This is a genomic window from Psychrobacter phenylpyruvicus DSM 7000 = NBRC 102152, from assembly GCF_000685805.1.
GTDB classification, from domain to species: Bacteria; Pseudomonadota; Gammaproteobacteria; order Pseudomonadales; family Moraxellaceae; genus Psychrobacter; species Psychrobacter phenylpyruvicus.
The window spans coordinates 1-8726 of the sequence record NZ_JMKP01000053.1; the positions used below are offsets into that span (position 1 = coordinate 1).

Below are 8726 nucleotides of genomic sequence, written 5' to 3' on the forward strand. Positions count from 1 at the left end.
AGGGTATATCCGCCCTGAGTTAACACAGCACTTTGCATCAAAGGGTATTGATTTGCAAACACCGCTAAGACGCAATATGACAGATAATAGACCTAAGTCTGATGTTAATCGATTGATGCGTTATCGACGTAATATTGAGACTGTTATTGGTCAATTGTCTGACTGCTTTAATATACAGAAAGTACGTGCTAGAGATTTATGGCATTTGTCTCATCGTTTAACGCGTAAGATTCTGGCGCATAATTTCTGTTTTCTTTTAAAAAAAAAACTTGGTAACCCGCCTCCTCAGTTTGAATTGCTAATAAAGTGTTGAGAGTGGGGTTACTTATTTTAAATAATATTAAGAGCAAGGTTAAGATTAAATATTACTGTATTGCCGTAAATATGTTAAAGGATTTTTCTGTTTTTTTAATTTATTACTTTTAGTTTTTATTTGCAAAATAACTTTATTTTTTTATGTCGTTTAAATGATATTTTTAATATTTTTACTATATTTGTGGGATATAGTGGCACTATTTTCAATATTTGTTACGTATAAAATTAAATTTTGATTCAGCGTTAGAAGCGAGTGATTATGAATAAAGAAGTGTCAGGCTATACGCTTGAACTTAATTAAAGATAGAACATTTAAAATATCAAAGGACAAATGAAGGGGTTTTTTATGAAAGAAATGCAAGTCACCAAAACTATGAAGAGCAGCGCACTGACCACCGCTCTTTTTATGACTCTATTTGGATTTATGGGTACGGCGCAGGCTCAAGAAATGCGTCAAGTTGAGCATATTGGTTGGCAAAAAACAGGTAATGCTACGTTCCAACAGGTAAGTGCCAGCAATCTACCTGCAAACCAAGCCAATTTGATCTTTATCCGTCCCCTAGATAATGATGGTTTACAAACCAGTGCTAATATTGCCATTGATGGCAGATTCCAAGTAAGTTTACAGCCTGGTCATTATTCTCAAATTCTATATTGTAGTGGTCAACACAACATCACAGTTGTTCCTACAGGTGCTAAAACCAATAACTTGAGCACTGCTAATAGTCATCTAGTTGACTTTGCCCCTCAGCAAAATCACTACATTTATGTTGATATTGATGATTCAACAGGACAACCAAGTCTGAGTAAGATTGAAGAGGCAGATGCCAAAAAGCTATTAAGCACCACATATAAACAAACACATCAAATTAGTCGTGTTGTACGCGACTGTCCAGTTGTACAACAACAACAGCCACAACCTGAGCCTGAACCAGAAGTCAAGGTTGAAATAGACAAACCAATTAACCTACAAGTGTTGTTTGAATTTGACAAAGCCGTTGTTCAGCCAGTGTTCAACCAGCGGATCGAAGCAGTGGCTAACTTCATGCACAAATATCCTGACACTACTACAGTAATTGAAGGTCATACAGATAGCAAAGGCTCAGACAGTTATAACATGGGCTTATCACAGCGCCGTGCTGAAGCAGTTAAGCAAGAGTTGGTGACTAAATATGGCATCGCACCAAACCGCTTACGTACAGTTGGCTATGGTGAAACTCGCCCTGTAGATACTAACGCAACGGAAGAAGGCCGCTATAATAACCGCCGTGTTGTTGCAACAGTTAGCGCTACTCAAAAATAATAAGCATATTTAAAATATAAACTATTAATAAGTTTTTTTGGGATTAAAAAAAACTATTTTAGTTGAACTTTCAAAGGAAAATTAAGATGAAAACCATCATTGTAAAAGTAAATGATGCTGTAAAAACAGTAGCTGAGCATCAAGTTGTCACTAAGGATGGACAGCCCACAGTAATCAAAGCAGTCAATCGTGTTAACTACGAATTAGTAGATCAAGCGACTGGTAGAGCACCAGACCACATCATCACTAAGCGTGTGGGTAAAGACCTACATGTTTCTGTAGAAGAAAATGGCCAAGACAGCGATCTAATTATTGAAGGCTACTACGAAGAAAGTGACAGTGCGCTTATCGGTTTAGCAGAAGACGGTAGTTATTACTACTATGTACCTGATACTGGTGAAGTGGCAGACTTCGTCACTGAACTTGCACCAGGTGCTGTAGAAGGTCAAGCACTAGGTGGTAATGCTTACTCAACCCCATGGTGGGTAGGGGCAACAGATCAAGCAGGCTTTGGTATCCTACCTTGGTTAGTTGGGCTAGCTGGTCTTGGTGCATTAATTGCTGCCCTAGATGATGATGATGACGATAAATCAACACCAGCTCCAGCTCCAGAAGCACCAGCTGACGTGCATGTAGATAAAGCAGAAAACGTCCCACCTGCAGAAGGTGATGATCGTGATAACGGTAGCACGATTATTACTGGTACTGCACAACCGAATACTGAAGTCGTTATCAAAGATAAGGATGGTAATATAGTAGGTAAGGGTGAAACCGATAAAGACGGTAATTTCACTGTTAAAACTGATAAGCCATTAGCACATAACGAAAAATATGACGTTATCGCGCAAGATAAAGATGGCAACCAAATTGGTGAAAAAGACACTGTAATTGGGTCATTAGCAGATCCAAAAAATCCAGAGTTAGTGGCTAACGACGATGGTTCAGTGACTGCGAAGCCAGGCGACGATAGTGTTGTTGATTTAACTGTTGAATTTATTGACGAAAATGAGCAGCCACAAAAAGTTGAAATCGTAAAAGATAAAGACGGCAGCTGGGGTCCAAAACCAGATACTAATCTTCCAGAAGGTGTAGAAGTAAATAAAGAAACTGGTGAAATTACCCTTACTCCTGATGCTGTTAAAGATGGCTCAGAAGTAACAGCAACTAACCATGATATCTTTGGTCAAGACTCAACTGCAAAAACTAATGCAGGTAATGATATCGAAGGAGCAGTTGCACCAGCCTCTCCTGACTTAGTAGCCACACCTGATGGTGGCATAGAGATGACTCCATCTGAAGATGCTGACAAAGGTAAAGTTGAGTTCACAGATGAAGCTGGAAGCAACCAAACTGTTGAAATTGAAAAAGGTGAAGACGGTAGCTGGGGACCAAAACCAGGTATTCAATTACCACCAGGCGTTACTGTAGACCCTGAAACAGGTAAAGTAACTATTGCTCCTGAGGCTGTTGAAGACGGCTCAACAGTTAAAGCCGAAAACAGTAACGATAATGGCACTTCAAACTCAGAAGTAATAGCAGGTGATAATGATGCTAATACTGATGATATCGGTCCTGCAGCACCAGACTTAGTAGCAACTCCAGATGGCGGCATCGAGATGACTCCATCGAAAGATGCTGATAAAGGTAAAGTAGACTTCACAGATGAATCGGGTAACGATCACACTGTTGAAATTGAAAAAGATCCTAACACTGGTGAGTGGGGGTCTAAAGACGATGCTGTATTACCACCAGGTGTAACTGTAGATCCTGAAACAGGTAAAGTAACCATTACCCCTGATGCTGTTGAAGATGGCTCTAAAGTTGAAGCTGAAAATAGCAACGACAATGGTACATCAAGCTCAGAAATTACTGCAGGGAATGACATTGAAGATATTACCCCTCCAGCAGCACCTGAAATTGTAGCTGGTGCAGATGGTTCTGTATCTATCACACCTGACCAAAAAGACGCTGTTGACCTAATTGTTGAGTTCACTGATGAAGCTGATAAGCCTCAAAAAGTTGAGCTTGAAAAAGATGCAGACGGTAAATGGACAGCAAAAGATGAGCTTCCAGAAGGCGTTACAGTAGATCCAGACACTGGTCGTGTAGATATCCATTATGATGCGGTAAAAGATGAGTCTGAAGTTAATGCCACCAACAAAGATGAAGTTGGTAACGCATCTAGCTCACAAGCAACTACCTCTCGTGATTACATCAATGGTCCTAAGGTAGAAATCCAAGCTGGTGAAGATGGCGTTATAGACCCAACCGACCTCAACGAAAACAAAGAAGTTGATGTTGTTGTTGACATTAAAGACAGTGGCTTAAAAGCTGGTGATAAACTAGAAGTAACCAACCAAGATGGTGAAACTAAAGAAGTTGTGTTAACCGAAGAAGACATTACAAACGGTAGTGTAACTGTGCCTGTTAAGCCAGCAGAGCATGGTAAAGACACTACTGTAGATGTGGTCGTTAAAGACGAATCTGGCAAACAAATCGGCTCAGGTTCTGATACTGCTCCAACTGACTTCAGAGTACCTGGCGATACTAATGGAGATGGTATACCTGATGCAGGTCCGGTTATCAGTTTCCCAGAAGATGCTGATAATAATGGCTACTTAAACGCTGCTGAAGACCAAGCTCCAAAAGGTGAAACACCAGTACGTGTTGAATTACCTGTTAACACTGAAGCTGGTGATATCGTAGAAGTTGTTATCAATGGTGAGAAGAAAGAAGTTGTACTTACTGAAGATAACATCAAAGACGGGTTTGTTGATGTCCCAGTTAAATTAGATACTAACGGTGATGGGAAAGTTGATCTCGATAAGGTTGATGTTACAGCAACCGTAAAAGATAACGCTGGCAACGTAACACCAGAAGACAACAAAGTATTAAATATTGATACTAAAGTACCTGGTGATGTAGATGGTGATGGTTCTGCAACAGATCCTAATGATCCAAGCAAAGGCGATCCAGAAGACAATGATGCAACTACTAACAATGGTGCGCCAATCATTACCTTCCCAGAAGATACGAATGGCGATGGGTTCTTAAATGCTGCAGAAAATAAGCAAAACCCAGACTCAACACCTGTACGTGTTACAACACCTGCTAATACAGAAGAAGGTGATAAAGTTGTAATCACTACCAATACAGGTGAAAAAGTTGAAGTAACAGTTACTCAAGAAGATATCGACAAAGGTTATATCGAAACTGAAGTTACTATCCCAACTGATGCTGAAGGCAACAAGACTAAGCTTGAAGTAGAAGCTCATGTTGAAGATAAAGCGGGTAACAAGTCGCACACTGCTACCAACTCTCTAGATGTTGATACTAGAGTTCCAGGTGATAGCGATGGTGATGGTAAGCCTGATGAAGCAGGTAAGCCAGTTGTTGAAATTGCTGACGGCAATGACGGCTTTATCAACAAAGATGACTTAAACGAAGATGGCACTGTTAACACTACCATTACTTTCCCTAAAGACAGTGGTTATACGCCTGGCGATAATGTAGTAGTAAAAGATCAAGACGGTAATAAACTGTTAGATCGTCCATTAACTGCAGAAGATATCGCTAATGGTATTACTGTACCTGTTACACCTGCACCAGAAGGTGAGAAAACTGAAGTTACTGCACAGGTTACTGACCCAGCAGGTAATAGTTCACTAGAAGGTAAAGATGAGTCTGTCACTGACTTAATCGTACCAGGTATGGGTAACCCAGACCTAGTACCTCAAGTTACTATTGCTGATGGCGAAGATGGCAAAATTAATAAAGCGGACCTAAACGCTGATGGTGAAGCGACTGCTACTGTTAAATTCCCAGAGAATGCAGGTTATAGTGCTGGTGATACAGTGGTTATCACTAAACCAGATGGTACAGCTGAAGAAGTCACATTAGATGCTGATAAGCTTGCTAATGGTGTTGAAGTTACCTTTAAACCACTACCAGAAGGTGAAACTAACGAAGTTAAAGCAGTAGTTAAAGACCCACAAGGTAATACCTCAGGTGCAGGTAAAGATACGTCTATTACTGACTTATTAATACCAGGTGATTCAGATGGTGACGGTATCGCAGATGATGTTGGTAAGCCAGTTGTTGAAATTGCTGATGGTAAAGATGTGGCAGATCAGATCGACACTGATGACCTAAACGAAGATGGTACTGTTAATGCAACAGTAACTCTACCAAAAGATGCTGGTTACAGTGTTGGTGATAACATTGTTATCAAAGACAACGCAGGCAATGTGTTGGTAGATCGTCCACTGAGACAAGAAGATCTTGATAACGGTATCACTGTAAAAGTAACACCACCAGCTGAAGGTAAAACTCTTGAGGTAACAGCAGAAGTAACAGATCCACAAGATAACAGCGCTGAAGGTAAAGATACATCAAAAGTTGGTGATATAACTGCACCAAATGCACCAGTTGTTGATATCTTAGAAGGTAACGACAACGTTATTGATGGTAAGGATTTAAACAAAGACGGTGAAGTTGATGTTAAAGTCTATCTACCAAAAGGTACGCAAGAAGGTGATACTCTAACTGTTAATGGTACAGATTATACTGTTACCGAAGACATGCTAAAAGAAGGCTCTACAATTGTATCTGTACCAGCATTAGCTGAGGGTGAAACTTTAAACGTTACTGCAACGATTACCGATAAAGCTGGTAACAAGTCTGAGAAAGGTACTGATAATGCTGTATTTGGTGATATTACAGCTACCTCTGCACCTACTGTTACTATCCAGGATGGGGAAGGCACTGCCAACCAATTAGATGATGCTGACCTTGTTGACGGTAAAGTAGCTGTTAAGGTTGAAGCACCTGCTGATGCTAAACCAGGTAATATTCTAACTGTTACAAACCCAGATGGTAGTAACACTAATTATCCTATTACTCAGGATATCCTTGATAATGGGTTGACAATTAAGTACCCAGTAGATCAGTTCCCTGTTGATACTAAGGTAGCTATTACTGCTGTGGTTACTGATAAAGCTGGTAACGTATCTGAACCAGGTATGGACGAGACTACTAATAAGATAGTCAACTTGCCACCTGTTGATCCAGATGCACCGATGCCAACGTTAACAGTGGACTTACAGGATAGTATTGATGCGACAGTTGATCCTGATGCACCAAATGATCCAATAATGGCAACTATTACTGGTACAACAGATGCTGAGCCTGGTAGTAAAGTATCTATTGTAGTTGGTGAGTATGATGAAAATGGAGTATTAGTTCCTGGCACTGAATTACCTGCAGTAGAAGCTGAAGTTCAAGCTGATGGTACTTACTCAGTTGAAGTTGATGTAACTACCTTAAATAATACCGATGAAACTGGTGATGCTGAGCAAGATAAGCACACTATTGGTGCGATTGCTAAAGTAGTAGATAAAGTAAGTGGTAATACTGCTACTGCTGAAGACTTAGCTGCAGAAAAAGCGGAAAATGCAGGTTTAAGTTCGGATGATGTTACGGATGAAATTCAGGACTTATTTAATGCTACTGGTTTAAATAACGATATGACCTTAGTATATGGACCTTCTGAAACTGTAATGGTTAGAAAACAATTCCCGAATTTTAACTCTGGATTTACAATTTCTGAAGATACTTCTTATACTGATCCATTGTTATTTACTAATTATGACGATGTGTTAGTAATTAATAACTCATTAAATAACCTCGGTAATAATGCTGATGCGCCAAATGATGGTGGTAATGAGTACTTTAAATCAGCCGATAATGATCGTAGTTTAATCACTATTGATACAGGTATGGGTGATGACTTATTTAGTGTTTCTCAGGTAGACGCAGGTGTTAATGCTCGCATCTATATGGGAGAAGGTAAAGATACCTTCCGTACCACTGTAAATGACATTGGGCGTAGTAATAATGTCTATATGGAATCAGGTGATGATACTGTCGATGTAGCTAAACGAGTTTTAGGCAAAGTATATACTGGTAGCGGTAGCGATACTGTTGATGTAGGCACTGATGTTGCAGGCTTAATTGACTTAGGCAGTGGTGATACACCTGATGGTTATATGACAGAGTATCAAGACGGTTCAGGTTTAAGTTTAGGTAATGATGATAATATTGACTCTTTTGATGATATTAACGAATTAACCATTGGAGGTTATCTAGGCACAGCTGCTGGTGCAGGCTACGTTAAGTCTGGAAATGGTAAAGATATTATTACCATTAAGAAGAGTATAGGTGGAGCAGCTGCTGAGTTGTATACAGGAGTTGTTGATACCGGAGCTGGTGATGATATTATCAATGTTGATGGCTCTATTAGAGTTAATGGAACTATCTATGCTGGTGAAGGTAATGATGAAGTTAATATTGGCGGTGATGTTATAGGTAAAATCTATACACAAGAAGGTGATGATACAGTTAAGGTCACCGGAAATGTCACGGGCAAAATATCTACAGATACTGGCGAAGATAAAATTTTCGTCAATGGTAATGTTAATGGTGGACTTATTGATTCAGGGGCACAAGATGACCATATTCAAATTAAAGGAGAAGTAGTTTCTTCTAAAGTTTGGGGTGGCTCTGGTAATGACACTATTATTGTAGAAGATAGAGTTCGATTAGATTCAGAAATTATTGGTGGAGCTGGCGATGATAAGATCTATGTTAAGAGCTTACATGATCCTAACTCAGTAATTAGTGGGGGTGTAGGTAGCGATGTTATTATACTTGAAACTTTAGCGGGTGGTACGGTTAATACTGGTAATAGTAACTGGAATGTCAACGCTTCAGACCTTGTTAGTCGTAATGAAGACCCCCCTGTGTCAGGATAGTTGTCACCCCTAACAATCAAGTAAAAGGGGGTAACAAGGAACAAAGATGTCCAGATACAGTGAAGAGAGAAAACAAGCTATATTAAGCAAGCTATCGCCGCCACATAACTTAAGTGTATCAGAAGTTGCAAGAAGTGAAGGCATAGGTGTACAAACCCTATATAATTGGCGTAATCAAGCTAGAGAACAAGGACAGCCCATGCCCGGCAATAAAAACACTCCCGATAACTGGTCAAATGAAGCAAAACTTGCCACCATCATAGAGGCCAGCGGCTTATCAGAGACCGAGCTTAGCG

General features: G+C 39.9%; 4 protein-coding genes. All 4 read left to right on the forward strand.

Features of this window, described 5'->3' with window-relative positions:
- Nucleotides 1-313 (forward strand): transposase (locus G561_RS0112670; RefSeq protein ID WP_028859889.1); only part of this gene is annotated, 313 nt, incomplete at its 5' end.
- 348 nt (nucleotides 314-661) lie between these two features.
- A complete protein-coding gene (locus G561_RS0112675; RefSeq protein WP_037032475.1) occupies nucleotides 662-1618 on the forward strand; it encodes an OmpA family protein in 957 nt (318 codons plus the stop codon).
- An 86-nt stretch (nucleotides 1619-1704) separates the two neighbouring features.
- Complete coding sequence (locus G561_RS0112680; RefSeq protein WP_028859891.1) at nucleotides 1705-8430, forward strand: Ig-like domain-containing protein; 6726 nt, start codon at nucleotides 1705-1707, stop codon at nucleotides 8428-8430.
- A 46-nt stretch (nucleotides 8431-8476) separates the two neighbouring features.
- Nucleotides 8477-8726, forward strand: a 250-nt coding sequence (locus G561_RS0112685) for a transposase (protein WP_028859635.1), incomplete at its 3' end; no start/stop codon positions are given.

Bases quoted from the DNA above. Each gene is read 5' to 3' on its own strand.
- G561_RS0112675 (WP_037032475.1), top strand. From the start codon at position 662: ATGAAAGAAATGCAAGTCACCAAAACTATGAAGAGCAGCGCACTGACC.
- G561_RS0112680 (WP_028859891.1), top strand. From the start codon at position 1,705: ATGAAAACCATCATTGTAAAAGTAAATGATGCTGTAAAAACAGTAGCT.